Source organism: Rhizobium sp. 11_C7_N12_5, assembly GCF_051811145.1.
GTDB lineage: Bacteria > Pseudomonadota > Alphaproteobacteria > Rhizobiales > Rhizobiaceae > Rhizobium > Rhizobium lusitanum.
Genome location: NZ_JBPWPY010000001.1, coordinates 180,548 through 206,732 on the forward strand (window position 1 = coordinate 180,548; position 26,185 = coordinate 206,732).

21 protein-coding genes are annotated in these 26,185 nt (G+C 61.6%); 16 read left to right on the plus strand and 5 right to left on the minus strand.

All coding sequences use genetic code 11. The features are described 5' to 3' along the window. Positions 1-18: 18 nt before the first annotated feature. From AB8B29_RS00910 to mmsB, 3 genes are all read left to right on the plus strand, one after another. Positions 19-1,614: a GMC family oxidoreductase gene (locus tag AB8B29_RS00910; RefSeq protein ID WP_037203204.1), complete on the plus strand. Its 1,596-nt coding sequence runs from the start codon at positions 19-21 to the stop codon at positions 1,612-1,614. 137 nt (positions 1,615-1,751) lie between these two features. After that, positions 1,752-2,810 (plus strand): enoyl-CoA hydratase/isomerase family protein, encoded by a 1,059-nt coding sequence (locus tag AB8B29_RS00915; RefSeq protein WP_092575072.1) that lies wholly within the window; start codon positions 1,752-1,754, stop codon positions 2,808-2,810. 20 nt (positions 2,811-2,830) lie between these two features. After that, entirely contained in the window at positions 2,831-3,712 is an 882-nt protein-coding gene (gene mmsB / locus AB8B29_RS00920) for a 3-hydroxyisobutyrate dehydrogenase (RefSeq protein WP_092575069.1), read from the plus strand. Between the two features lie 210 nt (positions 3,713-3,922). Here the strand turns inward: mmsB and AB8B29_RS00925 are convergent, their stop codons facing one another. Beyond that, positions 3,923-5,992, minus strand: a complete 2,070-nt coding sequence (locus tag AB8B29_RS00925) for an ATP-dependent helicase (RefSeq protein WP_037203207.1) — start codon at positions 5,990-5,992, stop codon at positions 3,923-3,925. 275 nt (positions 5,993-6,267) lie between these two features. Here AB8B29_RS00925 and AB8B29_RS00930 point away from each other — a divergent pair, with 275 nt between their 5' ends. Then, complete coding sequence (locus tag AB8B29_RS00930) at positions 6,268-7,140, plus strand: SMP-30/gluconolactonase/LRE family protein (RefSeq protein WP_037203208.1); 873 nt, start codon at positions 6,268-6,270, stop codon at positions 7,138-7,140. Positions 7,141-7,854: 714 nt separating this feature from the next. On the opposite strand, the gene secD is transcribed toward AB8B29_RS00930, so the two are convergent. The 3 genes from secD to ybaL form a co-directional block, all read right to left on the minus strand. Continuing rightward, a complete protein-coding gene (secD, locus tag AB8B29_RS00935; protein WP_037203210.1) occupies positions 7,855-10,413 on the minus strand; it encodes a protein translocase subunit SecD in 2,559 nt (852 codons plus the stop codon). 94 nt (positions 10,414-10,507) lie between these two features. Next, positions 10,508-10,927: a hypothetical protein gene (locus AB8B29_RS00940; RefSeq protein ID WP_037203211.1), complete on the minus strand. Its 420-nt coding sequence runs from the start codon at positions 10,925-10,927 to the stop codon at positions 10,508-10,510. Between the two features lie 15 nt (positions 10,928-10,942). Beyond that, positions 10,943-12,802 (minus strand): YbaL family putative K(+) efflux transporter, encoded by a 1,860-nt coding sequence (gene ybaL, locus AB8B29_RS00945; protein WP_037203213.1) that lies wholly within the window; start codon positions 12,800-12,802, stop codon positions 10,943-10,945. Positions 12,803-12,904: 102 nt separating this feature from the next. Here ybaL and AB8B29_RS00950 point away from each other — a divergent pair, with 102 nt between their 5' ends. Then, on the plus strand, positions 12,905-13,150 hold the full coding sequence (locus AB8B29_RS00950; protein WP_376774215.1) for a helix-turn-helix domain-containing protein: 246 nt from the start codon (positions 12,905-12,907) through the stop codon (positions 13,148-13,150). A gap of 97 nt (positions 13,151-13,247) precedes the next feature. On the opposite strand, the gene AB8B29_RS00955 is transcribed toward AB8B29_RS00950, so the two are convergent. After that, complete coding sequence (locus tag AB8B29_RS00955) at positions 13,248-14,744, minus strand: ArnT family glycosyltransferase (protein WP_439006075.1); 1,497 nt, start codon at positions 14,742-14,744, stop codon at positions 13,248-13,250. 721 nt (positions 14,745-15,465) lie between these two features. On the opposite strand from AB8B29_RS00955, the gene AB8B29_RS00960 reads away from it, so the two are divergent. From AB8B29_RS00960 to fliF, 11 genes are all read left to right on the plus strand, one after another. Further along, positions 15,466-17,112, plus strand: coding sequence for a globin-coupled sensor protein (locus AB8B29_RS00960; protein WP_439006077.1), 1,647 nt, complete (start codon positions 15,466-15,468; stop codon positions 17,110-17,112). 63 nt (positions 17,113-17,175) lie between these two features. After that, positions 17,176-17,472: an STAS domain-containing protein gene (locus AB8B29_RS00965; RefSeq protein WP_037203221.1), complete on the plus strand. Its 297-nt coding sequence runs from the start codon at positions 17,176-17,178 to the stop codon at positions 17,470-17,472. After that, on the plus strand, positions 17,469-17,834 hold the full coding sequence (cheY1, locus tag AB8B29_RS00970) for a chemotaxis response regulator CheY1 (protein WP_034488652.1): 366 nt from the start codon (positions 17,469-17,471) through the stop codon (positions 17,832-17,834). Before AB8B29_RS00965 ends, cheY1 begins: the two co-directional genes overlap by 4 nt. A 16-nt stretch (positions 17,835-17,850) precedes the next feature. Beyond that, positions 17,851-20,136, plus strand: coding sequence for a chemotaxis protein CheA (locus tag AB8B29_RS00975; protein ID WP_092575064.1), 2,286 nt, complete (start codon positions 17,851-17,853; stop codon positions 20,134-20,136). 4 nt (positions 20,137-20,140) lie between these two features. Beyond that, positions 20,141-20,608 carry a chemotaxis protein CheW gene (locus tag AB8B29_RS00980; protein ID WP_113118243.1) on the plus strand — a complete coding sequence of 156 codons (468 nt, stop codon included), beginning with the start codon at positions 20,141-20,143 and terminating at the stop codon, positions 20,606-20,608. Further along, entirely contained in the window at positions 20,605-21,513 is a 909-nt protein-coding gene (gene cheR / locus AB8B29_RS00985; RefSeq protein ID WP_037203224.1) for a protein-glutamate O-methyltransferase CheR, read from the plus strand. Before AB8B29_RS00980 ends, cheR begins: the two co-directional genes overlap by 4 nt. Next, on the plus strand, positions 21,510-22,553 hold the full coding sequence (gene cheB / locus AB8B29_RS00990; RefSeq protein ID WP_037203225.1) for a protein-glutamate O-methylesterase CheB: 1,044 nt from the start codon (positions 21,510-21,512) through the stop codon (positions 22,551-22,553). Before cheR ends, cheB begins: the two co-directional genes overlap by 4 nt. Further along, the gene (locus tag AB8B29_RS00995; RefSeq protein ID WP_037203226.1) at positions 22,553-22,942 is read left to right on the plus strand and encodes a response regulator; all 390 of its coding nucleotides are present in this window, start codon (positions 22,553-22,555) and stop codon (positions 22,940-22,942) included. The genes cheB and AB8B29_RS00995 overlap by 1 nt, the downstream gene beginning before the upstream one ends. Further along, positions 22,939-23,493 (plus strand): chemoreceptor glutamine deamidase CheD, encoded by a 555-nt coding sequence (gene cheD, locus AB8B29_RS01000; protein WP_037203228.1) that lies wholly within the window; start codon positions 22,939-22,941, stop codon positions 23,491-23,493. Before AB8B29_RS00995 ends, cheD begins: the two co-directional genes overlap by 4 nt. A 16-nt stretch (positions 23,494-23,509) precedes the next feature. Next, positions 23,510-23,899 carry a chemotaxis protein CheT gene (gene cheT / locus AB8B29_RS01005; protein ID WP_037203230.1) on the plus strand — a complete coding sequence of 130 codons (390 nt, stop codon included), beginning with the start codon at positions 23,510-23,512 and terminating at the stop codon, positions 23,897-23,899. 167 nt (positions 23,900-24,066) lie between these two features. After that, a complete protein-coding gene (fliF, locus tag AB8B29_RS01010; RefSeq protein ID WP_037203232.1) occupies positions 24,067-25,746 on the plus strand; it encodes a flagellar basal-body MS-ring/collar protein FliF in 1,680 nt (559 codons plus the stop codon). Positions 25,747-26,185 lie beyond the last annotated feature (439 nt).

Below are 26,185 nucleotides of genomic sequence, written 5' to 3' on the forward strand. Positions count from 1 at the left end.
AATGACTGAGTTTTGAACATGGATCGCTTCGACTACATCATCATCGGTGCCGGCAGTGCCGGCTGCCTGCTTGCCAACCGGCTCTCGGCCGATCCCAACAATCGGGTGCTGCTGCTGGAAGCGGGCGGCAATGACAACTATCACTGGATCCATATTCCCGTCGGCTATCTCTATTGCATTAACAATCCCCGCACCGACTGGTGCTTCACCACGACGCCCGAGGCGGGGCTGAACGGTCGCTCGCTGAACTATCCGCGCGGCAAGGTGCTTGGCGGCTGCTCCTCCATCAACGGCATGATCTACATGCGCGGCCAGGCGCGCGACTATGATCTCTGGCGGCAGCTCGGCTGCACCGGCTGGGGCTGGGAAGACGTGCTGCCCTATTTCACCAAGTCCGAGGATCATTACAGGGGCAAGGACGAGATGCACGGCGCCGGCGGCGAATGGCGGGTGGAGAAGGCGCGTGTGCGCTGGGCCGTGCTCGACGCCTTCCAGGCGGCAGCCCGCGAGGCAGGCATCCCCGAAACGGCCGATTTCAATCGTGGCAACAATGAGGGCTCCGGCTATTTCGACGTCAACCAGCGTTCCGGTATCCGCTGGAATACGGCGAAGGCCTTCCTGCGGCCGGCAATGAAGCGAGGCAATCTGACGGTCTACACCAAGGCCCAGGTGCGGCGCCTCGTCATCGAGGGTGATGCCGTGATCGGCGTCGAGTTCCAGCACGATGGCGTGGCGAAGCGCGTCTACGCAAGCAAGGAGACGGTGCTGTCGGCCGGCTCCATCGGCTCGCCGCAGATCCTCGAACTGTCAGGCATCGGGCAGGGCGATGTGTTGAGCAAGGCCGGCATCGAGGTCGTCCGCGAGGTCAAGTCCGTCGGCGAAAACCTGCAGGATCACTTGCAGCTTCGCATGGCTTACAAGGTGACCGGCGTTCCCACCTTGAACGAGAAGGCGACGAAGCTCATGGGCAAGGCGGCGATCGGCCTCGAATATCTCATCCGCCGCTCCGGGCCGATGGCGATGGCGCCGAGTCAGCTCGGCATCTTCACCCGCTCCGGGCCGGACAAGGAAACGCCGGATCTGCAATATCACGTGCAGCCGGTCTCGCTCGACAAGTTCGGCGATCCCGTCCATCCTTTTCCGGCGATCACCGCCAGCGTCTGCAACCTGAGGCCGGAAAGCCGCGGCTCGGTGCATGTCCGCAGCCCCGACTTTGCCATGCAGCCGGCAATCAGCCCGAATTATCTCTCCGCATCGCGCGACCGCGAGATCGCCGTGCGCTCCATCCGCCTGACGCGGCGGATCGTGGCGCAGCCTTCCTTCGCGAGATTCAGTCCGGAGGAGTTCAAGCCCGGCCCGTCCTATCAGACCGATGCTGATCTCGAGCGCGCCGCCGGCGACATCGGCACGACGATTTTCCATCCCGTCGGCACATGCCGCATGGGTAGCGATCCGCAAAGCGTCGTAGATCCCCGTCTGCGGCTGCGCGCCCTTGCAGGGCTGCGCATCGCGGATGCGTCGATCATGCCGTCGATCACATCGGGCAACACCAACTCGCCGACGATCATGATCGCCGAAAAGGCGGCTGAGATGATCCTTGCCGACAACCGCTGAACGCCTGCTGATGAGAGCAAGTCCAGGAAAAGTGCGCAGCGGTTTTCCGTCCGGAGTTGCGATAAGACAAAGAACCGGAACGGTCCGGCAGTTCCGTGAAATGCGAACGGTTCTGGCGGCAAGGACAGGAGATTTGCATGGATAGCACGGACGAAGTGATCATCGAGCGACGCGGATCGGCTGGCATCATCCGGCTCAACCGGCCGAAGGCGCTGAACAGCCTGACGCTTCCTATGGTGCGGACGATAACCTCGGCCCTTGAGGAGTTCGCCATCGATCACGCCATCGCCGCCGTCATCGTCAAGGGCGAGGGCGAGCGTGGCTTCTGCGCGGGCGGCGATATCCGCCTGCTGCACCAGAGCGGCAAGGAGGGTTCGGACGGCGCGGAAACCTTTTGGCGCGAGGAATTCCGGCTCAACCATGCCATTTCACGCTATCCCAAACCCTATGTCGTGCTTATGGACGGCATCACCATGGGCGGCGGCGTCGGCCTTTCGGCGCATGGCAGCCATCGCATCGTTACCGAACGCACGCGCCTTGCCATGCCTGAAACAGGCATCGGGTATTTCCCCGATGTCGGCGCCACCTGGCTCTTGCCGCGCGCGCCGGGCGAAGCCGGCACCTGGCTGGGCCTGACTGGCCTTCCCGTCGACGCCGCCGACGCACTGCACGCAGGATTCGCCGATCATTGTGTTGCCTCCTCGGCGCTTCCTGTATTGATAGATGCGATCGCGGCGCTGCCTGCCTCGGCTTCCGCCGCCGATGTGCATGCCCTGATCAAGACCATGGCAACGGATGCAGGCGAGAGCCGCCTTGCGGCAAATCGTGACGTGATCGATCGCGCCTTTGCAGGGGATACGGTCGAGGAGATTCTACAGGTGCTGGCCAAAGAATCGGGGGAATTCGCCGCCGAAAGCGCCGGCGTGATTGCCGGCCGCTCGCCGACCAGCCTGAAGCTGACGCTGCGGCTGCTGCGCGCCGGGCGTACGAGCGGAGATCTCGCCGAGTGCCTCAATCGTGAACTCGGCGCCTGCCTGGGCATATTGTATAATCATGATTTCTACGAAGGCGTCCGTGCCGCCGTCATCGACAAGGACCGCAACCCGAAATGGTCGCCGGCCAGTCTTGCCGAGGTGAGGTCTAGCGATATCGACCGCTTCTTCGTACCGGCGCAGCCGCCGCTTTTCGCAGCATAACGGATCATGGGAGGAAAATCATGACACGGATCGCATTCATCGGCCTCGGCAATATGGGAGGCCCGATGGCCGCCAATCTGGTCAAGGCCGGCCACGCCGTCATCGGTTACGATCTCTCGCATGACATGCTCAAGGCCGCCGAGGCAACGGGAGTCAAACCCGCGAACGTGCTGACCGAAGCCTTGGCGGAGGCTGAGGTGGTGGTGACTATGCTGCCGAAAGGTCAGCATGTCCTTACGGTCTGGACCGATATCCTTCGCTCCGTGCCGAAGGGTACCCTGCTGATCGACAGTTCCACCATCGATGTCGATAGTGCCCGCAAGGCTCACGTCATGGCGGGTGAGGTTGGCTGCCTCTCGCTTGACGCGCCGGTCTCGGGCGGCACGGGTGGCGCCTCGGCGGGAACGCTGACCTTCATGGCGGGTGGCTCCCCGGAAAGTTTTGCGGCCGCCAAGCCATTGCTGGAGGTGATGGGCCGCAAGATCGTCCATTGCGGCGATGCCGGCGCCGGACAGGCGGCGAAAATCTGCAACAATATGATCCTCGGCATTTCCATGATCGGCGTCTGCGAGGCCTTCGTGCTCGGCGAAAAGCTCGGCCTTTCGCATCAGGCCCTGTTCGATGTCGCCTCGACCTCCTCCGGCCAATGCTGGTCGATCAACACCTATTGCCCGGTGCCAGGCCCCGTGCCGACATCGCCGGCCAATAACGACTATAAGCCCGGGTTCTCGGCAGCCTTGATGCTGAAGGACCTGCGCCTGTCGCAGGAGGCGGCGCTGTCGAGCGGTGCATCGACGCCGCTAGGCGCGGAAGCGGCGCAGCTCTACGCGCTGTTTGAAAAGCTCGGCAATGGAGGGCGTGATTTTTCCGCGATCATCGAGATGTTTCGGGAAGCTGGTTGAGTATAATCGGTAACAGTCCAGTGAGTTGAAAGCCCGGATTGCCCCTCACCCCGGCCCTCTCCCCGCTCGCGGGGAGAGGGGGATTATGCCCCATGCTACTTCAACCGGACTGAGAGCAGGCTGTTTTACGCTATAGTTCCCTCTCCCAGCGAGCCGGGCGAGGGCGAGGGGCTCTTTGCCGAGCAACAGCCTCAAAGAATGAGCTTGAACTCACCGCCACATGCCGCGCATGCGCGCGCCGACATCGACGCGCACCTGCCGGGCTCGAATGGCGGCGGGGCTTTCCGCCCGCGCCTGAGGCCAGCCGCAGACTTCGAAGAATTGCAGCAATGTCGCCGGGATGAAGCGCGTGCGCGAGGCAAAGACATGCTTGTCGCCCTGCGCATGCTGGCCGTGAATGAAGAACCGTTGCGGCGTGACGAGATCGAGATTGTCCTTGGCCCGCGTCATCGCGACATAGAGCAGGCGCCGCTCCTCCTCGATCTCTGCGGATGATCCGACGGCGAGATCGGCGGGGATGCAGCCGTCGACGGCATTGAGGATGAACACCTTCGTCCACTCCTGCCCCTTGGCGGAATGGATGGTCGACAGGATCAGATAGTCTTCGTCGAGCAGCGGCACGCCGGCCTGGTCGCTGGTGGCATCCGGCGGATCGAGCGTCAGTTCGGTCAGAAAACGCTCGCGCGAACCATAGCCGGCGGCAATCTGCTCAAGCTGGACGAGATCCGCCTGGCGCGTCGCAGCATCCTCGTGCGCCCGCTCCAGATGCGGTTCGTACCATTGCCGCACCAACCCGATTTCCGCCGGCCAGCCGGCCTTGCCGCTCTTCACGTCTCGCATTGTGTCCACGAAGACGGTCCAGTCATCGCCCGTGCGCGGCGGCGTCGGAAGCTCGGCGAGGGCGGCGATCGGATTGGCATGTTCGCCGATTTGGTCGAGCACGCGCTGCGCCGTGGAGGGGCCGACGCCGGGCAGAAGCTGCATCAGCCTGAAACCCGCCACCCGGTCACGTGGGTTCTGGGCGAAACGCAGCGCGGCCAGCATGTCCTTCACATGGGCGCTGTCGAGAAACTTCAGCCCGCCGAATTTGACGAAGGGGATATTGCGGCGGGTAAGCTCCACTTCCAGCGGCCCGCTATGACTTGAGGTGCGGAACAGCACCGCCTGCTGTTTGAGCCTGGTGCCGCCCTCGCGATTTTCCAGCACTTCGTCGGCGACATAACGCGCCTGATCGCTTTCGTCGCGCACCGTCACCAGTCGCGGTCGCTCGACGCTCTGCCGTTCCGTGCGCAGATTCTTGGTGAAGCGCTCGGAAGCAAGATCGATGACAGCATTGGCGGCGGCGAGGATTGGCTGCGTCGAGCGGTAATTGCGGTCGAGCGTCACGATATCGGCAGCGGGCGTGAAGGCTTTCGGGAAGTCGAGGATGTTGCGCACCGTCGCCGCGCGGAAGGAATAGATCGATTGCGCATCGTCGCCGACAACGGTCAGGCCGCGGCCATCCGGTTTCAGCGCCAGCAGGATCGACGATTGCAGCCGGTTGGTATCCTGGTATTCGTCGACGAGCACATGGTCGAAACGACCGCCGATATCCTCGGCGATCAGCGGCTCTTGAAGCATATGCGCCCAGTAGAGCAGCAGATCGTCGTAATCGAGCACATTCTGCGCCTGTTTCGCCTCGACATAGGCGGCGAAGAGATCGCGCAATTGTTGTTCCCAGGTCGCGCACCATGGGAAGAAGTCGCGCAGCATCTCTGCGAGCGGTGCTTCCGAATTGACGGAGCGTGAATAGATGGCAAGGCATGTCGCCTTGGTCGGAAAGCGGCTTTCGAGCTTGGAAAAGCCGAGGTCGTGGCGCGCGAGGTTCATGAGGTCGGCGCTGTCTTCCCGGTCGTGGATCGTGAAGGCCGGATCGAGCCCGATCTGCTCGGCATAATCTCTCAGAAGACGTGCGCCGATGCCGTGAAACGTGCCGCTCCAGGCGAGCGCATCGGCTGTAATACCCGCATTGGCACCGATCACCTCGCGGCAGATTCGCTCGACACGGCGGCCCATTTCGGCGGCGGCACGGCGCGAGAAGGTCATCAGCAGGATCCGGCGCGGGTCGGCGCCCTTGACGATCAGATGCGCGACACGATGAGCAAGCGTATTGGTCTTGCCGGATCCGGCCCCGGCGATGACAAGCAGTGGCCCTGCGACATGGCCGTCGCCGGCCGTTGTGCCGTGCTCCACCGCCAGTCGCTGCTCCGGGTTCAGCTTTTCCAGATAGGCCGCGCTCATGAACTCTCCTGAATGCCTCGGATGAAGGGCGCGCCAGGCGCAAATCCGCGACGAATCGAATCGGCGAAATGATCCGGACGTTCTATGGATGTTCCGAATTGCCTAAACCTGTCAAGATTTGTGGGATTCGCTGGGGATGTGATCTTTTGCGCAAGAATCCTACCCGGATTTGGTCAGGCATGGCTCGAAAAGGACTATCCTCATGCTTATGTATCATTATGGCGCTCATCTTGAGTTTTGGGTTTCAGCAGTGCGTTGAGTGAAGGTTTCAGAATATGAACGAAACGATCGCCACTGGGCTGCATCTGCCGGGCGGACTGGTGGCTTTGCCGGATGGGCGCATCGCGCTCGTTGAGATGGATCATACCCGCCGCGGTCTGAAGCTTTTCGACACTAGCGGTGCGCATCGGGAAGTTTGTCGGATCGGTGGTCGTCCGACCGGGATTGCGATCGACGGCGATGGCTGCTTCTGGATAACCGACGGCCCAGAGCATTCCCTCGTCAGGCTCTCGCCGCAGGGCCGGGTGCTGCAGGTGATCGAAGGTGGCGCGGACGGCTCGTTTCTCCATCCGAACGATCTCGCTTTCGGGCCTGACGGCTTGCTCTACATGACCGATTCGGGCATCCGCACCGCCGATCTGCTCGAAGGCGGCCATATTCATCCGGATTTCTTCAAGGCGGCCTACAATGGCTGCGTCTATCAGATCGATCCCGCCGAAGGCCGCGTCATCAGGGTCCTAGCCGCGGGCTTGCTCCTTGCCAATGGCATCGCCTTCAGCGCCGACGGGCTGCTCTATTACAGCGAGACCCTGACCGGAAAAATTCATCGGCAGATCGTCGGCGGGCGGCAGGAGATGTTCGCGCAGTCGATGACATCGCCCACCGTCAACGCGTTGCGCGGGCCGGCCGGCATCGCTTTCGATCGCAGCGGCGTGCTCTATTGCGCCATGTACGGATTGGGCGAAATTTCGCTTGTCGATACCGAGGGCAGGATGGCGGGCCATATCCGCACGAACGGCGCGCGGCCCGGCAAGATTGCCTTTACTGTCGACGGCAAGCATTTGCTCGTCAGCGAGCAGGACAATGGTGCTGTGGAAAAGATAACGGCGCCGCGACCCGGGCTGCCATTGCATATGCCGTCCATCTAGAGACTCGATCTCCCGCCATATCCGTAGTCATGAAGCGATGAAAGGAAAGTTGCAGGGGTCTGGTTGGGAGAACCACGTGCTTATCACACATCACACAAATTTCCTCGCGTGATCCGTCTCCGCAATCCTGCTTGGCGCAGTTCTTGTCGCTTCTCCTGCTCTCGCCAACAATGGCAATGGCGCTGGCAACGGCAATGGCAATGGCAGTGGCAGTGGCCATGCAAATAGCAAAAACGCCGACAATTCCGCTCAGGACGCATCGGCGAGCGATGCTTCGACGTCAAAAGCCAAATCGGCGAGTAGCCTTGGTGCTTTGAACGGCTTCATGCACGCCTCGCCCAAAGCTTTGGCACATGCCTCCGCCAAATCGGAAATCGGCAGGGTTGCTGTCGTCTATGGTGGCCTCCTGCAGAATTACCTGTCACCGCGGCAGGGTACCACGCCCCATCGGCCCGCCGGAGCCGGCGAGAGCGCTTCCATATCCACTGTCGATATGATTGCTGAAGCGGCTCTCGTGTCCGCGAAATCATGTCCGTGATCGACCGGACTTCTCCGGAAAAGACTTAGAGCGGCTAGGCGTTTCACTGAATCGCTTAACCGCTCTATGTTTTTGCTTTGCGCAATTCCGGACGGAAAGAACGCCCCGGTGTCCAGTGTGGACGCCGGTGGACATGCCCGGAGGCCGGGCATGTCCTGTTCCAATCGCGCTGCCGCTTATTCCGCGGCGGGGATCTGCTTATTATCCTTGCCGGACTTGCCGTCCGCCGGCTTCTCGTCGTTGGCAACTGTCTTGGCGTGACGGCGGCGCCAGTCGCCGAGGAAGAGCAGGATGGGTGCTGCGATGAAGATCGACGAGGCGCCAGCGACAAGTATGCCGAACACCATCGGGATCGCGAAGCTGGAGACGGCGCTGCCGCCCCAGATCGCCATCGGCACCAGCGCCAGGAAGGCGGTGGCGTTGGTATAGAGGCTTCGCGCCAGGGTCTCGTTGATCGACTTGTCGATGATCTCGCGCAGCGGCATCGACTTGTAGAGCCGCATGTTTTCACGCATGCGGTCATAGACCACGACCTTGTCGTTCACCGAATATCCCACAAGCGTCAGGATCGCGGCGATGGCCGTCAGGTTGAAATCGAGGCCGGTGATCGCGAAGAAGCCGATCGCCTTGGTGACGTCGAGCACCAGCGTGACGATTGCGCCGACTGCGAACGGCCATTCGAACCGCACCCAGATGTAGACGAGCATCGCCAGGCTGGCGATCACGACCGACAGGATGCCGGCCCAGGCAAGCTCGCCCGAGACCTTCGGACCGATGACATCGGTGCCTTCAATGGTCGCGGCTGGGTCGATCTTGGTGATTTCCGCCTTGAGCTTGGTCACCGCTGCTGTCTGTGCCTCTTCGCCGCCGTCCTGGCGCTGGGCGCGGACAAGGATGCTGTTGTTGTCGCCGAAAGACTGCAGTGAGATTTCGCCGAGGCCGAGTGTGTTCAGCCCCTGGCGGAACGTCGACAAGTCGGCCGCGTCCTTGGTCTTGACCGACATCTGGATGCCGCCGCGGAAATCGACGCCGTAGTTGAGGCCTGGATGGATGAATAGCACCACCGAGGCGATCGACAGGATCGCCGAGACGGTGACGCCAAAGAAGCGGGCCTTCATGAAGTGAATGTGCCTGTCATAGGGGCTGAAGGGGATCAGCGGCCTGATGTTGAGCACCTTCAGCTTGCGGCGACGGGTGATGGCGATCATCACGACGCGCACGAAGGCGACGGAGGTGAACATCGAGATAATGAGGCCGAGCCCCATGGTCACGGCAAAGCCGCGAACCGGGCCGGAGCCAAAGTAGAACAGGATGGCGGCCGCGATCAGGGCCGTCATATTGCCGTCGATAATCGTCGAATAAGCCTTCTTGAAGCCGTTATCGATGGCGGCGAAGGCGCCGCGGCCCTTGCGGGTTTCTTCGCGGATACGCTCGTTGATGAGAACGTTGGCATCAACCGCAAGGCCGATACCGAGGACGATGCCGGCGATGCCGGGCAGCGTCAGCGTGGCGCCGACCAGCGTCAGGGCCGAGAAGGTCAGGATCGTGTGAACGAGCAGTGCAAAATTCGCGAGAATGCCCCAGGCGCCATAAAGCACGAAGATGAAGGCGGCAACCAAGACGAAGCCTACCAGGCCGCTATAGATGCCCTTCTGGATCGCATCGGCGCCGAGGTCAGCGCCGACGGTGCGTTCTTCGATGACGGTCAATTTGGCCGGGAGCGCGCCGGCGCGCAGCAGGGCTGCGAGCGTGGTAGCGCTGTCGGCGGTGAAGTTGCCGGAGATCTGGCCCGAACCTCCGGTGATCGGCTCACGAATATTCGGTGCACTCAGCACCTTGTTGTCGAGGACGATGGCGAAAGGCTTGCCGACATTTTCGCGGGTGATTTCGGCAAAGCGGTTGGCACCGGCGCTGTCGAAACGGAAGGTGACGAGCGGCTCATGCGTGTTCGGATCGAAGCTCACGCGGGCGTCCGTCAGGCGGTCGCCGGACAGTTCGATACGGTCGAGGACCGGATAGCTGTTGCCCTGCTCATCCTTGAGGATCGTGACGCCGGGACCGGGATTGTTCGGATCGGCATTGTCGGCAAGCAGGTGGAAGGACATCTTCGCGGTCGAGCCGAGCAGCTCGCGCAGGCGCGACGGGTCCTGTGCGCCCGGAAGCTGCACGAGAACGCGGTTCGGGCCGACGCGCTGGATGGTCGGTTCGGCAACGCCCACTTGGTCGACGCGCTTGCGGATGACTTCAAGGCTCTGCTGGACGGCGGAATCGACATTGCTGGCGATACCGGCCTGCGAGAAGGACATAGTGATCGTGCCGCCGTTCGGGGCGATCGTCAGGTCTGACTGGCCGGCGGAGAGGCCCGAGGTGACCGTGTTGGCAAGCGTCTGCAACTGCGTCACCGCATCGCCGCTTTGCGTGGGATCGGTGAGTGTTACGACGACCTGGTTGCCGTTGCGGATGATCGAGCGGGTCTGGATGTTCTTGTCGCGCAGAACGCGGCGCGAATCCTGCTGCAGCGATTGCAGCCGGCCATTCGTCAGGTCCTTCTCGTCGACTTCGAGGACGAGATAGGAGCCGCCGCGAAGGTCGAGGCCGAGCGGTACCTGGCTATGCGGCAGCCAGTTTGGGATTTTGCTGAGAGCCGACTGCGGAAGTACGTTCGGCAAGGCAACGAGAATGCCAAGCACGATGATCACCGAGTAGAGTGCCACCAGCCATGGTGAAGTGCGCATGGGTATTATCCTTGGAAATACGCTGATGCCAGCGGTGGTGCCGCTGGCGGACGTAGGTCATGTCGGGGAATGCGCCAAAGGGCGCGTTAACCGGTCAGATGAGGCCGACCGGCGGGGCGCGCGCGAGATAGGCGCGAAATGCCAGGATTTCAGGCTGCGTGACGTCATTGCGATCGCGCGGCTGCCAGAGATCGATGAGAAGTCGGAACGATGGAGCGGTCGCGAGCGTCGCGGGCCCAATATCATGCCAGGTGGCTTTCGGCAGAGCCGTGCGATCGGCGACCACCATGCCGCGAACCGGGTCCCGCAGCGAAAGGTAAAGGGGTTGATTGTCCTTACCGGAAGAAAGCGCATCTGCATCCGAGCGAGCGGCAAGGTTGATGCCGCCGCCAAGCGCCAGCCCGAGATAAGCGAAGAAGGCGAGGAACAGCGAGGCGATCACGCGCGCTCCGGCGCGGTGCGTCCTGTTGTCCTTATCTTCGCTGTCGGCGGCGCCGAATTCGAGCGGGTTCAACGGTAAAAGATGCCTTCATTCCTTTGCCGGCGCGGGCTCCGGCGGTTCGGTCATGATATCAGGACGCTCCGCGTCTTCATAGTGCGGCCTGTCATGATGCACTTGCGCGAGCCGGTCAACCATGCCAAGCGCGATTTCTCGCTCTCCCATGATGACGGTATCGGCGCCGTATTGCTTCAGCACGTCGATCTCGATATCGGAATGCGCCCGTGCGACGATCAGCAGCGGAGGGTTGATCGCCCGAGCCTGCTCGGCGATGCTGCAGGCTTCGAATGCGTTGGGAATGGCGATGACCAGGCTGCGGGCTGCGGCGATATTGGCATATCCCAGCACCAGCGCCGAGGCGGCATTGCCGTAGATCGCTTCGATCCCTGCCTGCTTGAGCTCGCCGATCCGCTTTTCGGAATCCTCGATGACGACGAAGGGCGTAGCAGACGATTTCAGATTCTCGCCGACGATGCTGCCGACCCGGCCATAGCCTATCAGCACGGCGTGACCGGTCATGGTGACCCTGCGCAACTCTTCATCGACTTCGGCGGCAGCTGGCTGTTCGGCAGGAATGGGCGATGGCTCGACGGTCGCCGCCTTATCGGCCTGCACAGCCGCCTGCTCTCCGCTTTCGGGTGTCTCGCCGCCCTGCCGCCTGGCGTCCAGCATCTTGCGCAGCCAGTCGCAGGCGATGAAGGCAAGAGGGTTCAGGATGATCGAGATGATCGCGCCGCCGAGAATGAGGTCGCGCCCTTCGCTCGGCAGCAGACCGAGTTCGACGCCGAGGGCAGCGAGGATAAAGGAGAATTCGCCGATCTGCGCCAGACTGGCGGAGATGATCAATGCCGTACTCATCGGCTTGCGGAAGGCGAGCACGATAACGAACGAGGCGACCGATTTGCCGATGACGATGATGAATACGGTCGCAAGCAACGGCAGCGGATTATCGATCAGGATATTGGGGTCGAACAGCATGCCGACGGAAACGAAGAAGAGCACGGCGAAGGCATCGCGCAGCGGCAGGCTTTCCTGTGCTGCCCTGTGGCTGAGCTCGCTTTCCGAAAGGATCATGCCGGCGAAGAAGGCGCCGAGCGCGAGCGAGACGCCGAAGAGCTTTGCCGCGCCAAAGGCGACACCGAGCGCGATGGCGAGGACGCCGAGGCGGAAAAGTTCGCGCGAACCGGTGTGAGCGATGCGGTGGAGGATCCAGGGAATGACCCGGCGCCCGACAACCAGCATGAGGCCGACGAAAGCCGCGACCTTGAGCAGCGTCACCCCGATGATGCCGGTGATGCCGAGATCGAGGCCGAGCAGCCGGCTCAAGCCGGCTGACAGCGGTTCGACGCTGCCGTGGCCGTTACCGGAAATGCTGGCCGCGGCCGGAATGAGCACGAGAGCCAGAACCATCGCGAGGTCTTCGACGATCAGCCAGCCGACTGCGATCTTGCCCCGCTCGGTCTCGACCAGCCGCCGCTCCTGCAGGGCTTTCAGAAGCACAACCGTCGAAGCGACCGAAAGCGCAAGGCCGAACACCAGGCTGCCGCCGAGTGGCCATCCCATCAGTGTGCCGAGGCCCCAGCCGAGCAGGGTGGCAAAGCCTATCTGGACGATTGCGCCGGGAACGGCGATGCCGCGCACCGACAGGAGATCCTTCAGCGAGAAATGCAGGCCGACGCCGAACATCAGAAGGATGACGCCGATTTCCGCCAGTTCCGGCGCGAGGTTCTGGTCGGCAACGAAGCCCGGCGTATGCGGGCCGGCCAGCACGCCGGCGATGAGATATCCCACCAGCGGCGGCAGTTTGAACCGGTTGGCGATGGCGCCGAGGATGAATGCCAGGACAAGGCCTATGACGATGGTCGAAATCAAGGGCGTGTCATGTGGCATTGCCGTCTCCTCGATGCTGGAAATCCTGTGCGATTATGCTATAATTTGGTTTATGTTGACCAATATGGTTGGTTTTTGATCGTGAATCAAGGCATGAAACCAATGATTCTGACCCCGGCGCTGTGTCGCGCGGCACGTGGCCTGCTCGATTGGACTCAATCGGACATAGCGGAGAAGGCTGGCGTATCGCGAAGCACGATACGCGACTATGAAGGCGGCCATCACGAAATCCACCGGGCGACCGAGGCACAACTGCGCCTCGCCTTCGAGGAAGGCGGCGTCGTTTTCACGGAGATGCCGGGTCTCGGCTGGGGGCTTTGCCCGCGCGTGCCTGTCATTCGCGATTAGAGCAATTCCAGGAAAGTGCGTAGCGGTTTTCCGTCCGGAATTGCGTAAAAACAATAGCATAGAGCGGTCGGGCGATTCCGTGAAACGCGTAACCGCTCTAGGATTTGGGCGACAGGCAGCTCGCCGGGACGCGATAGGCGTAGAGCGTCTTTCCCTTCATGTCACCGAGATCGGGCGACCAGCTCTTGATCAGCTCCGCTTGGCCCCCGACACAGTCGAACGGATCGTCGGAGACATAGAGCACGCTGCCGGTCACGGTCGCTGGAAGAGAGAAATTCTGCTCGTAATAGCTTTTCGGGAAGCCGCCGAAGTTGCGCGCATAGATGTGGAACGGCTTGCCCTTCAGCGTATAGAAGAGATCGGCGAGAATATCGCGGTCTTCGCCGACGATATCCGGTGTCTTCGCCATTGTTGCGATGTCGGCGATTTCCAGGCTGATGGCGCTGCGGCCGATATAGCGCTTCATGACCAGATCGCCGTTGGGCAGCTTGATGTCATAGGCGAAGACAGTCAGGATCGGGATGACGAAGGCAACGACGCCACCGATGATCAATGAGGTCACCAATCCCTTTTTCGTCAGCCGATAGAGCAGCCAGACGGCGAGGATGATGCCGACGACATAGGCGGTAACAGCCCAATTGGCATAGGCCTTGGCGAAAAGGGCCTGCAGGGTGATCAGGGCCACCACCGGAACGGAAAACCAGAACAGCAGCTTTTCCCGGTCGTCGCTCTGGCCCCGGATCAGCCGCCACCCGGCCCACAGCATGGCATAGAAGACGACCGGCCCGACCACGCCGAACTGCGCCCCGACGAAACCGAGTGCGCTCAACACATGTTTCAGCAGCCCGCCGTTGCCGCCGCCCGTGCCCCAATGGGCGATGGTTTGCGTATGGCGCACGGTCGCCGCTCCATGGGTGACGTTCCACCACAGATTGGGCGCAACGACGATGGCGCCCGCAATGGCAGCGATTGCGACGTCGCGCCAGGCGATGCGGGCGGAGCGCAGCGTCAGCATGGCGATGCCGACGCCCGGCAGCAGGAAGAGTACCGAATATTTGGTCAGAAAGGCTATGCCGAGGCTGATACCCAGGATCAGCGCCTCGAGAACAGAGGAGCGCTTCGTGAGGCCGAGAAAAGCCCAGATCGCAATTGTCACGAACAGGATCTGGATCGTGTCTGTCGATACCAGCACGGCCGAGAGCGAGGCGGCAGGCAGGGTGATGAAGATCACGCCGACCCAGGGCTCGATATCGCGCCCGGCGTCTCCGTCGATCAGCCGCCGTGTCGTGCGCATCAGCATCAGGGCGGTGGCGAGATGAAAGAGCGGCGCCGATACGCGGATCCAGAATGTCGAATCCGATCCCGATATGGTGTTGAAGAAGCGGATGACCCAGGCGATCATCGGCGGCTTGGAATAATAGCCGAAGTCCAGGTTCTGACCCCAGAACCAATATTGCGCCTCGTCGACGAACAGGTCCGTCCTGTTGAGCAGCAACATGATCACGCGCCAAAGCGTGACACCGAAGATGATTGCAAGACCGAGCCCCAGCGAAAGTTTCTGGGTGTCTGTTCGGGAATGGGTCGTATCGGGCATTGACTGATGGATCTCGGTGCCGGGTCGTGGGGCTTAATACGGAACTATCAAGCTCAATGCTAGCTCCCGACGGCCGGGAAAGATGGCGAGACGCCCGTTGCCGCCGCCTCCAAAAGGCTCCGCGGCCGATTTTTGCGTCCGAGATACCGGGTAGGTCTTCCCTAAAGGACGCGAGATGCGGTCTTGCCGCGCGCCTGTTCTATGCGGCATAGAAGCATGAACGCCGCTAGCGTCAGGCTGGCCATCAGCGAAGCGGTCAAACCAAGAACAATCATTGCTCTCTCCGTATCGACATCGAAGGTGTCTATGCCTTCAGCAGTAGGGCATGAAGCTTGCTCGTGACTTGCGATCGGCAGCTTTTTTCAGTCGGCTGAACGTTCATGAAGCGCATCGCTAAATTAGGGCTATTCGAAACAGGACGCTCGGCGTGATGTCATTAACCTTCGGGCAAGGAATTAACCATAAACATTGAGCTTGAACGTCGGAATGGGAAAATTGTGACTCGTTCTCACCAGGCATGAAGCCGCCCCGCCGTACCGTGTAGATCCGGTATCCATCTCATCAGACAGGTCCGCAAAAGACTTTGATGAACGAGCGAGCTTCAGCGCCTAGATCACACGATCGAAGGCTAAGGGCCCCTTTCTCGCCTCCTCATAGCGTCCGGCGCGGATCATCAGCGGTTTCGCCAGCGCTTGGGCGCGCGGCAGTTGCGAGGACGATTTTGGCGCAGGATTCGCCGTCAGATCAGGCAGGTAGGGCGCAGGCTGGCAGCCTTCGCGACCGCTTGCGTTTTGCTGGCCTCGACGCCGGACAATGCGAAACCTTGCGCCGCAACCGACCGATGCTCGAAGCTCATCTCAAGGCTGGCCTTCGCGATCTCTTCCATCGGTTCCAAAGCTTTCCGGACGCCGCCCGCAATTTTACGAGTGAAAGCCAGCTCCAACGGCTTCAGGATCTGCAAACCTCGCATTGGGACGTGCTGACGGATGCGCGCTTCGACAGTCTCTATGCCGAGCGTGTCAAGGTTCTCTCCGACAGCGAAAGCAAGATGGGGCTCGATCCGCGCTGGCATGTCGCGGGCCACGGGGTGGTTCTGGAGCATATGCTTGCCGGCATCATCGACGAGATGGGCGCCCGCGCCATCCTGCCGGGAAGCAAACGTCGTGCCCGGGAACTGAGCGAGCTCGTCGCCGCCGTCATTCGCCTCGTCATGGTGGATGTCGAGATTGCGGTGTCGCTTCGGTTCAATGAATTGCGTGTCGGCCACCAGCGCGCGCTTGCCGAGCAGCGGGCTGCCGATCGCGCCGAGGCGGCCGACCTCATTGCGGAAGTCGTCAACGGTCTTGCCGTGCGCGACCTGACGGTTCGCCTGCCCATGGATTGTCCCGAAGCCTATGCGGAAGTGGCCGAGGCCCTGAACGCAGCTCTCGACGACATCCAGCAGCAATTTGCCGCTCTGTCCGGTGGTGTTCAGGCGGCGGAGACCGCAACGGACGCCATCGCCCGCGCATCCAGATCCTTCGCCGAGGCTTCGGCAGAACAGTCGCAAGGGCTTGCAGCGTCCGCGCGGCAGCTCGCTGAACTGGCCGATCAGGTGCGTGGCAATGCGGCCAATACGCGCTCGGCCGAACGCGCCGCCGCTTCTACCCGGGTGGCTGCGGAAGACAGTGGCCGGATTGTCGGCCAGGCCATATCGGCCATGTCGGATATCGAGACCTCGGCCGAAAAGATCGGTCAGATCATCGGTGTCATCGACGAGATCGCCTTCCAAACCAATCTGCTCGCCCTGAATGCCGGCATCGAAGCCGCCCGCGCCGGCGACAGCGGTCGCGGTTTTGCCGTTGTCGCGCAGGAAGTTCGCGCCCTGGCGCAGCGTTCCGCCGATGCCGCCCGCGAGATAAAGGTTCTGGTGACCGGCACCAAGGCACAGGTGGATGCCGGCGTGCAGATGGTCGGCCGTACGCAGGACGCGATCGGCAGCATCGTTCGCCAGGTGACCGACATCAATGACGTCATCTCCGGGATCGCGACGGCCAGCGATGACCAGGCCGTCGGCCTGCATTCGGTCACGACCGATATCGGGGGCTTCAGCCAACGCGCCGCTGCGGGGGAAAGCCTTGCAAGCCGCGCGCACGAAGGTGCCGATCATTTGCAGACCGTCGTCGTCGAGCTTGGCCGGACGATCCGTGAATTCCGCATCGAACGCGAACGGCGCCATGCTGCCGCGCCGGTGCAGGTGGCGGCCGCGCGCCAGCGCCAGCTTCCCGGTCGCGACGAGTTCGTTGCCCGGCGGGATGAGGACGATGTGTCCGAATTCGATTTTCCGCTTCGCAGGATCGGCCTGGGAGGCGAGCGGAATGCCTATTGATGTCTCTGTTTTATGCGCATGCGGGCCGTCAGGCCCGATTTCAGACAACTAAGGAATGAAGCGATGCGGAGTAGGAAAAGCGAAAAGGCAGTCAGTCTGGCCGCGGTGCTGGACCTCAACGAGGCCGCGGCACTTCGCGGCAAGTTGATGGGGTTGCGCGGCAGCAATGTCGTGATTGATGCGTCCGGCGTCGAGAGGATCGGGGCCCTGTGCGTTCAGGTCATCATGGCCGCTGCCAAGACGTGGAATGAAGACAAGCTGTCCTTCACTTTCTCCAAGGTGTCGGACGCATTTCAGAAAACGATGCAGGTGATCGGGGTGGATATCTCCCATCTGCTTGCCAAGGAGATCCGGCAATGAAGAAAAAAGTTCTGACCGTGGATGACTCACGGACCATTCGAAACATGCTTCTCGTCACCCTCAACAATGCGGGCTTCGAGACCATTCAGGCCGAAGACGGTGTCGAGGGCCTGGAGATTCTGGAAGAAGCCAACCCGGACGTCATCGTCACCGACATCAACATGCCGCGCCTCGACGGGTTCGGCTTCATCGAGGGCGTGCGCCGCAACGACAAATACCGCGCCGTTCCGATCCTCGTGCTGACGACCGAGAGCGATGCTGAAAAGAAGAACCGTGCCCGCCAGGCCGGTGCGACCGGCTGGATCGTCAAGCCGTTCGATCCCGCCAAGCTGATCGATGCCATCGAGCGTGTAACCGCTTAAACAGGATTCACCCCTCATGGATATGAACGAAATCAAAGAGATTTTCTTCCAGGAGTGCGAAGAGCAACTCGCCGAACTGGAATCCGGTCTCCTGAAAATGAATGATGGCGACCGCGACCCGGAAACCGTCAATGCCGTATTCCGAGCTGTTCATTCCATCAAGGGTGGGGCGGGGGCCTTCGGTCTGGACGATCTGGTCGCATTCGCCCACGTCTTCGAGACCACGCTCGATTGCGTTCGATCCAACAAGCTGGAGCCGACTCAGGATGTCTTGAAGGTCATGCTCAAGGCCGCCGACGTTCTGGCCGACCTGACCAATGCCGCCCGCGACGGCGGCAGTGTCGATCAGGCGCGCAGCCGGGGCCTGGTCAAGGAGCTGGAGGCGCTGGCGCACGGTGTCCTGCCGGCACCATCCGCCGCTGTTGTCGCCGAGGCGGCTCCGAAGGCCGCCACACCCGCGCCCGCGCCGACGGATGACAGCGGCTTCCAGCCGATCCCCTTCAGCTTCGATGATGACTTCGGTGCCGACGAGGCCGCTGGCGCCGTACCGGAATACGAAGTGAGCTTCCGCCCGCGCTCCGATCTCTACGCCAAGGGCAACGATGCCACGCTGCTGCTGCGCGATCTCGCGCGCTTGGGCGAGATGAGCATCTATTGCGACGTAGATGAGTTGCCGGGTCTTCCCGAACTCGATCCGGAAGCGGCCTATTTCAAGTGGACGATCTCGATCAAGACGGACAAGGGCGAGGATGCCATTCGCACCGTCTTCGAATTTGCCGAATGGGATTGCGACCTTGATGTCCGGCAGGTCGAAGATGCCGCCGGGCCTTCCGGTAACGAAGAATTGCCGATGGTGCCGGTGCCCTTCGATCTTTCCATCCTCGATGAGGAGAGCACCGAGCCGGAAGCCGAGCCGATCGAGGAAGCACCGCTGCCGAAGAGCGATGCGGCCGCGGCCGTTGCGGCGGCTGAAACCGCCAGCAACGTTACCCAGCTTGCCGCTGTCGCCGCTCGCGTCGAAAAGAAGGAAGCGGCCCTGGCCGCTGCCGCCGCTGCCAACGCCGCCGCCGCGCAGAACAGCGCTGCCGCCGCTGCGGGACAGACCATTCGCGTCGACCTCGACCGCGTCGATCGACTGATCAACCTGGTGGGTGAGCTCGTCATCAACCAGGCCATGCTGTCCCAGAGCGTCATCGAAAACGACAACAATGGCACGTCCTCGATCAACATGGGCCTCGAAGAGCTGCAGCAGCTCACCCGCGAGATCCAGGACAGCGTCATGGCGATCCGCGCCCAGCCGGTGAAGCCGGTGTTCCAGCGCATGTCGCGTATCGTGCGCGAAATCGCCGACATGACGGGCAAGTCGATCCGTCTGATCACCGAGGGCGAGAACACCGAGGTCGACAAGACAGTCATCGACAAGCTCGCCGAACCGCTGACCCACATGATCCGCAATGCCGTCGACCACGGCATCGAAACCCCTGAAAAGCGCGAGACGCTCGGCAAGAACCCGGAAGGCACCGTCCGCCTGACGGCAAAGCACCGTTCGGGCCGCATCCTGATCGAGCTTGCCGACGACGGCGCCGGCATCAACCGCGAAAAGGTGCGCCAGAAGGCCATCGACAATGATCTGATCGCGGCCGACGCCAATCTTTCCGACGAGGAGATCGACAACCTGATCTTCCTGCCAGGCTTTTCGACCGCCGACAAAATTTCCGACATCTCGGGACGTGGTGTCGGCATGGACGTGGTCAAGCGCTCGATCCAGGCGCTCGGCGGCCGCATCAACATCACCTCCAAGCCGGGGCAGGGCTCGGTCTTCACCATGAGCCTGCCGCTGACGCTTGCCGTCCTCGACGGCATGGTGGTGACGGTTGCCGGCCAGACCCTGGTCGTGCCGCTGACCGCGATCGTCGAGACGCTGCAGCCGGAGGCCGCCGCCATCCATTCCTTCGGCGCGAACCATCGCCTGATCTCGATCCGCAACAGCTTCTGCCCGTTGGTCGATGTCGGGCGCATCCTGAATTTCCGCGCCACACAGGCCAATCCGGTCGAGGGTGTCGCACTGCTGGTCGAATCGGAAGGCGGCGGTCAGCGTGCGCTCATGGTCGATGCCATTCAGGGTCAGCGTCAGGTCGTCATCAAGAGCCTTGAAGCCAATTATACGCATGTGCCCGGCATTGCGGCCGCGACCATCCTCGGCGATGGCCGCGTCGCCTTGATCCTCGATGTCGATGCGGTGGTCGGCGCTTCGCGTGGCCAGTCGCTGAAGGCCGAGATGTCTTACGCAGCGGTGGGGTAAGTCTATGTCCTATGCCGTCAAGAACCTGACCCGGGAAGACCGCGAGCTGATCGCCTTCCGGATCGGCGACCAGGAATTTTGCATCGACATCATGTCGGTTCGCGAAATTCGCGGCTGGACACCGGCTACAGCGATGCCGCATGCACCTGCCTACATGCTTGGCGTCATCAACCTGCGTGGCGCGGTGCTGCCGATCGTCGATCTCTCGGCCCGGCTCGGCATGAAGCGTGCGGAACTGACTGCGCGGCATGTCATCATCGTGGCGCAGGTCAAGCGAAAGGTCGTCGGCCTTCTGGTCGACGCCGTGTCCGACATACTGACGATCACGACCGACAATATCCAACCGACACCGGAAGTCTCCTCGGACCATGAGCGGCAGTTCGCGCGCGGCATCGTCGCAATCGAGCGCCGCATGATCTGCCTGATCGAACTGGAAGCCCTGTTTCCTGAAAACGAAAGCGAAGCTGCATGAGCGTGATGGGAGCAATAGATCTCAAGGCATCGCCAGACGAGGTCCTGGCCAGCGGCGAATATCCGCTGACCCGGCGCGATCTCGCCGAGATCGCCGCCATGATCTATGCGGATGCGGGCATTTCCCTCAACGAAAGCAAGGCGTCGCTGGTCTATTCACGGCTGTCGAAGCATATTCGTGCGCTGGGCCTGCGGGGCTTCAGAGACTATTGCCTGCTGGTTTCCTCTCCGGCGGGAAGCGCTGCACGGCGCGAGATGCTGTCGCATCTGACGACCAATTTCACCCGTTTCTTCCGGGAAAATCATCATTTCGATCATCTTCGCGATGAGGTTCTGCCTGGTCTCCTCGCCCGCGCCAAGGCCGGAGGCCGTGTGCGGATCTGGTCGGCTGCCTGTTCCGACGGGCAGGAGCCCTATTCGATAGCATTGACGGTTCTGGCGCTCATGCCGAATGCCGCGGACTTCGATTTCAAGATTCTGGCGACGGATATCGACCCCAAGATCCTCAGTCTGGCCCGCGCAGGCGCCTATGACGAAGCAGCCCTCGAGACGATCTCGCCTGCCATGCGCAAGCAATGGTTCCAGGATGTTGATGTTCAGGGGCGACGCAAGTTCCAGATCGACGATCGCGTCAAGCGGCTGATCACCTACAACGAGCTGAACCTGATGGCGCAGTGGCCCCTCAAGGGTGCCTTCGACGTCATCTTCTGCCGCAACGTCGTCATCTATTTCGACGAACCGACACAGGTGAAGATCTGGTCGCGCTTTGCCGGACAGCTGCAGGAGGGCGGCCACCTCTATATCGGCCATTCCGAGCGGGTTGCCGGCGAGGCGAAACATCTCTTCGACAATGTCGGCATTACGACCTACCGCTATCTCGGTAAAAACGCGGGGAGAAAGTCATGAGCGCCGCTGCCCGTGTTCTCGTGGTCGACGATTCCCCGACCATGCGTGGCCTGATCACCGCTGTACTGCGCTCCGATCCGGAGGTCGACGTCATCGGTCAGGCCGGCGATGCTCTTGAAGCACGCGCTGCGATCAAGGCGCTCAATCCGGATGTCGTCACGCTCGATATCGAGATGCCGAACATGAACGGCCTCGATTTTCTGGAAAAGATCATGACGCTGCGGCCCATGCCGGTCATCATGGTATCCACAATGACACATCGCGGGGCGGATGCGACGCTCGCCGCGCTGGAAATCGGTGCGTTCGATTGTGTCGGAAAGCCCTCCCCGGGCGAGCCGCACCCCTTCGGCGACCTGGCGGAGAAGGTGAAGGCCGCCGCCCGCTCGCAGCGGCAATATGTCAAGCCCGCCGCCAGCCGTACGCCGCCGCCGGCCGTTGCCGATTTCCGCGTCGGCCGCAAGATCGTCGCCATCGGCTCGTCCACCGGCGGCGTCGAGGCATTGATCAACGTGCTGCAGAAATTTCCGGCCAACTGCCCGCCGACCGTCATCACCCAGCATATGCCTCCGAGCTTCACGCGCAGCTTTGCCGAGCGGCTGAACCGCCTCTGTGCGCCTGTCGTGGAGGAGGCGACCGACGGGGCACGGCTTGAAATAGGCAAGATCTATCTGGCGCCCGGCGGCGAAAGGCACCTGCGGGTCGCCAACGCTTCGGCACCCCATTGCCGTCTGGCAGACGGTGGGCCGGTGAATGGCCATCGCCCTTCCGTCGACGTGCTCTTTGATTCCGTCGCCGAACTGGCGGGCCGCAATGCCGTCGGCGTGATCCTGACCGGCATGGGGCGCGACGGCGCCTCCGGTCTTCTCAAGATGCGTCATGCCGGCGCGCGCACCATCGGCCAGAATGAAAAGACCTGCGTGGTCTACGGGATGCCGAGGGTCGCCTACGAGCTTGGTGCCGTCGAACAACAGTTTCCGCTGAACGCCATTGGCGAGGAAATTTTGAAAATAACAGCCGCCCGAAAGGAAGGGAGCGAATAATGTCTCTAGCGGAGAAAATCAAAGTTCTGATCGTCGACGATCAGGTCACCAGCCGCCTCTTGTTGAGTGACGCGCTGACGCAGCTCGGGTTCAAGCAGATCACGGCTGCCGGTGACGGCGAACAGGGGATGAAGATCATGCAGCAGCAGCCGCATCATCTGGTCATCTCCGATTTCAACATGCCCAAGATGGATGGGCTCGGCCTTCTTCAGGCCGTCCGCAACAATCCGGCGACCAAGAAGGCGGCCTTCATCATCCTGACGGCGCAAGGCGACCGCGCTTTGGTTCAGAAGGCGGCACAACTCGGGGCCAACAACGTTCTGGCCAAGCCTTTCACCATGGAGAAAATGAAAGCGGCCATCGAGGCCGTGTTCGGAGCGCTGAAATGATTGCTGAGGGTGCGGTCCGTCGCATGCACATCATCCAGGGTGAGTACAAGGTTGTCAGCGATCCGGACGTGGTGCTGGCGACCATCCTCGGCTCGTGCGTGGCGGCCTGCCTGCGTGATCCGGTCGCTGGCGTCGGCGGCATGAACCATTTCCTCCTCCCGGGAATGGCGACTTCGCCGATGAGCGGTGGCGATGCGACGCGTTACGGCGTGCACCTGATGGAACTTCTGATCAACGGCCTCCTGAAAAAGGGCGCGCGGCGTGATCGGCTGGAGGCTAAGGTCTTCGGCGGCGCCAAGACGATCGCGACCTTTTCCAATGTCGGCGAGCAGAATGCGGCTTTCGCCATGCAGTTTCTGAAAGACGAAGGTATCCCGGTTGTCGGCTCCAGCACGGGCGGCGAGCATGGGCGCAAGATCGAATATTGGCCGATCTCCGGACGTGCCAGGCAATATCCGCTAACCGGCGCAGAGACGCAGAAGACCGTGGCGCTCGAGCAGCGTCCGGTTGTTGCACCCAAGCCGGTCGACAACACGATCGAGTTTTTCTGATCAGCGAGGCTACTGCATGACCCCCTTCCAGCGTGCCGAAACGTCCACCATCGAGGAAACGCTTCCGGCCATCCTTCTGCGCATTGTTTCCGAATTGCATGACGTCGCCTATCTGATCGAACGCATCGAACCGCAACTGCTCGACATCAGTGGTATCAACGTGCTCGAATCGCCCGACACGATGAAGGTCATCCAGGGTATCGATCTCGCCGTCCAGAAGACGCGCGGCATCGCTGAATTCATCGACACGATTGCAGGCGCCATGCCGGAGGGCTGGACGGTCGATCTTGCGACGGCCTTGAGCCTGGTCAAGCTGACGGAAATGCAAAAGGCGCTCGGCGGGGGCAGTTTCCATGCGCACTCCCAACCCATGGCGAAGGCCGCCGGCGATTTCGATTTCTTCTGATCGAAGCCGGCCACGGTGAATGCTGCTTTTCTTTTGTAATTTTCTCTAATTTACACCGGGTTTTTTCCTGCTTTTCGGCCCGACGAAACGTTCGCACAAGTTTCGATTTCTATTTTCGCTGCACGGCACAAAGCCATCAGGTCTTTGACGAATCGTGCGAGAACAGAATGAATCTGTTAAATCAATTAGTTCCCTTGTTCCGGAATCTCCAGAATCTCGGGAGAACACGCCTGCTGATCATGGGCGGCGTGGGCGCAGCTTCCATTGTGCTGGTCCTTCTTGCCGCCCTTTACGTCAATAAGCCCACCCAGGAGACGCTTTATGTCGGCCTGGATGCCACTGATCTCAATCAGATCAGCATCGCGCTTGCCGAAGCAAAGATCAACTTTCAGGTCGGTACGGATGGTACCAGCCTGACTGTGCCGACCGGCATGACCGGCAAAGCCCGCGCTCTTCTCGCCGAGCGTGGTCTGCCGAATAGCGGCAATGCCGGCTATGAGCTGTTCGACAATGTCGGTTCGCTCGGCCTGACCTCATTCATGCAGGAAGTCACCCGCGTTCGTGCGCTCGAAGGAGAAATCAGCCGCACGATCACCTCCATCGCCGGCATCAGCGCGGCGCGCGTGCACATTGTCATGCAGGATGTCGGCAACTTCCGAAAGGCGGATCAGAAGCCGACTGCCTCGGTCATGATCCGCGCCAGTGCGGAAGCGGCGCGCAAGTCGGCGCCGGCTATCCGGCATCTCGTCGCGTCCGCCGTTCCGGGTCTTGAGGTCGATGACGTCACGATTCTCGATTCGACCGGCCAGTTGCTTGCCTCCGGCGACGATCCCAGCAACGGTGCGCTCAGCCGCAATCTCGGCATCGTGCAGAATGTGCAGGGCGAAGTTGAGTCGAATATCGACAAGGCGCTCGCACCCTTCCTCGGCATGGACAACTTCCGCTCCAGCGTAACGGCGCAGCTCAATACCGACAGCCAGCAGGTGCAGGAAACCACCTTCGATCCGGAATCGAAGGTCGAGCGCTCCGTCCGCACGGTGAAGGAAGCGCAGAAGTCGCAGCAGAGCCAGCCCGACAGCGCGGCAACCGTCCAGCAGAATATTCCGCAGGCGGCCCCGCAATCCGGCGGCAACACGCCGACCTCGAACGATCAGTCCGACAAGCGCGAAGAACAGACCAACTACGAAATCAACAGCAAGACGACGGCGACGACACGCAACAGCTACAAGATCGAGAAGCTGTCCGTCGCCGTGGTCGTCAACAGGGGCCGCGTCGCGCAGATGGTCGGCCAGGGCGCGGATCAGGCGAAAATCGACGCCTATATCGCCGAGATGCAGAAGATCGTGGCGACTGCGGCCGGCGTCGATCCGAGCCGTGGCGACATCGTCACCGTCAATGCGATGGACTTCCTCGACAATCAGTTGCTCGACGACAATTCCTCCAGCTTCAGCGTCACGGATATGCTGGGCCGTAACATGGCCGGCATCATCAACTCGCTCGCCTTCGTCGCGGTTGCCTTCCTGATCGTCTGGGTCGGCTTCCGCCCACTGATCCGCTCGCTCGGCGCTGGCGCGGGCAGCGGCACGGCTCTGCCGGAAGCAGCGGGCCTGGAACTACCGGACTTCGCTCCCGCGGTCGAGGGACCCGGCGCCGCCCTGATGGACGGCTTCGGCTCGGATTTCGGCTTCGACAGCACCGACGATTTGCTGACGATGGGCGACGATGGCGGCACCTTCAACCGCCGCGTCAAGGAAGGGCCTGAACGCCGCCTCTCGCGGATGGTGGAGATCAGCGAGGAACGAGCCGCGAAGATCCTCAGAAAATGGGCCGTCGACCAGGCAGCCTGACGAAAGGACCGGGAGAGATCCCGGTCCTTTCTCATTTGAGGGTACTTGAAATGCCGCTCTTCCCTTGCCCTTGCCGTCCCGGGGCCTCTCTGATTCAACTGGGTAATTTGACGTGTGCGTAAGATGGAATTTCACTGGAAATGCCGTTGCTGGGTAGAAAGAATCGACTTACAACTGATATGCCTTTCCGCAATGGTTGTTTAAGCAGCGCGATTCGGCCCTCGATTTCCGTGTTTCGCAGGTTCGAAGAGTTTGCAGAGTCCGGGAACGCGGAAAAATCAATTCATGGTTCGATGGTTGTGTATGCGGCGATTGATGCCAATGCGATTGCCGACATGGAATTCAGTAGTGAGTGCGCTCATCTGCCCCGCCCGCGCCGGGATGTATTTTAGTCGCGGAAGAGAATGAATCGGCGCGAATGCCTTGCCGAGAACCGAAA